The organism is Streptomyces camponoticapitis (genome assembly GCF_014646115.1).
Lineage (GTDB): Bacteria > Actinomycetota > Actinomycetes > Streptomycetales > Streptomycetaceae > Streptomyces > Streptomyces camponoticapitis.
Genome location: NZ_BMMV01000070.1, coordinates 1 through 1,055, shown reverse-complemented (window position 1 = coordinate 1,055; position 1,055 = coordinate 1). Strand labels below are relative to the sequence as shown.

The following is a 1,055-nucleotide window of genomic DNA, read 5'->3' as shown; positions in this document are numbered from 1 at the left end:
ACGCCTCCTGCGCCGGCGACAACACACCCTCCACCGCACCCGAACCCACCAACACACCCCCAGACGAAGCGGCGGGCGACGCAGGCTGCCGGTTCCTCAGCAACGCGGCTGTTCCGGCCACGGTCGGGTTCCGGTAGAACTCGGCCTGCTCGAGTTCAAGCCCGAGGCGCTCTCGCACCCCGAACTTCACGCGCATGGCGATCAGTGAGTGTCCACCGATGTCGAAGAAGTTGTCGTGCCGGCCGACGGTTTCGACGCCATCTATGAGGTCCTTGAAGATCTCCGCGACAACGGTCTCGAGTTCGTCCTTCGGAGGCTCGCCCGAGGCTGTCCGAGGGGCAGGTGCGGGCAGCCGATCCACCGCCACGTCGCCGCCGGGCGTCCGGGGCAGGCTGTCCAGCACGGTGATGCCGACGGACTCGACGTACAGGGGCAACAGGTCGTCGAGGCAGTCGTGGAGCCGGTCCATGGCGTCCAGCGGGGCCGGATCGGCCAGTACGACCAACAGGTCCACTTCCCGGGGTTCGCCGGTCCTGACGAAGGCTTCCGCTACTAGCGGGTTCTTCTCCATGGCCACCCGGAGCTCACCCGGATCGACCAGGTCGTCTGCGCCCGGCGGGCTGTCTTCGCGTCCCACGGTGAACGGGTCCGGCAGGAAGTGCTCGGCGGTCGGACCGACGAGGCCGAGGTATCCGCGGGCCCCCCCGGCAGCGCCGACGGAGAGTTCAATCTCGTCGATACAGCACCCGGGGTCCTCGGCGACCGCCCGTATGACGCGCGCCAGGTCCTGGACCATCCGCTCGGCGCTCTCCCGTTCCAGCAGGTTCTCGTTGTACCGCAGCACCCCGTGCAGGGTCCCGTCGTCGCTCTCGCGGCAGCCCAGCGCCAGATCGGTCAGCGCCCCGATGTCGTCGACCGGAAAGCCGCTCCAGGTGATGTCACCGGCCGTGCTTCCCGCAGCATCGCCCGTGCCCTTCGCCTGATGGATGAACATGGCTTGGTAGATGGGGTTGCGGCTGGGATCGCGGGTGGGCTGGATTCTCTCCACCACCGAG

Annotated in this window: 1 protein-coding gene; it reads right to left on the bottom strand. The window is 68.2% G+C overall.

What is annotated here, in order from left to right; translation table 11 throughout:
* Positions 1 to 994, bottom strand: a 994-nt coding sequence (locus IEY79_RS37085; RefSeq protein WP_189112057.1) for a phosphopantetheine-binding protein, incomplete at its 3' end; no start/stop codon positions are given.
* Between the last annotated feature and the right edge of the window lie 61 nt (positions 995 to 1,055).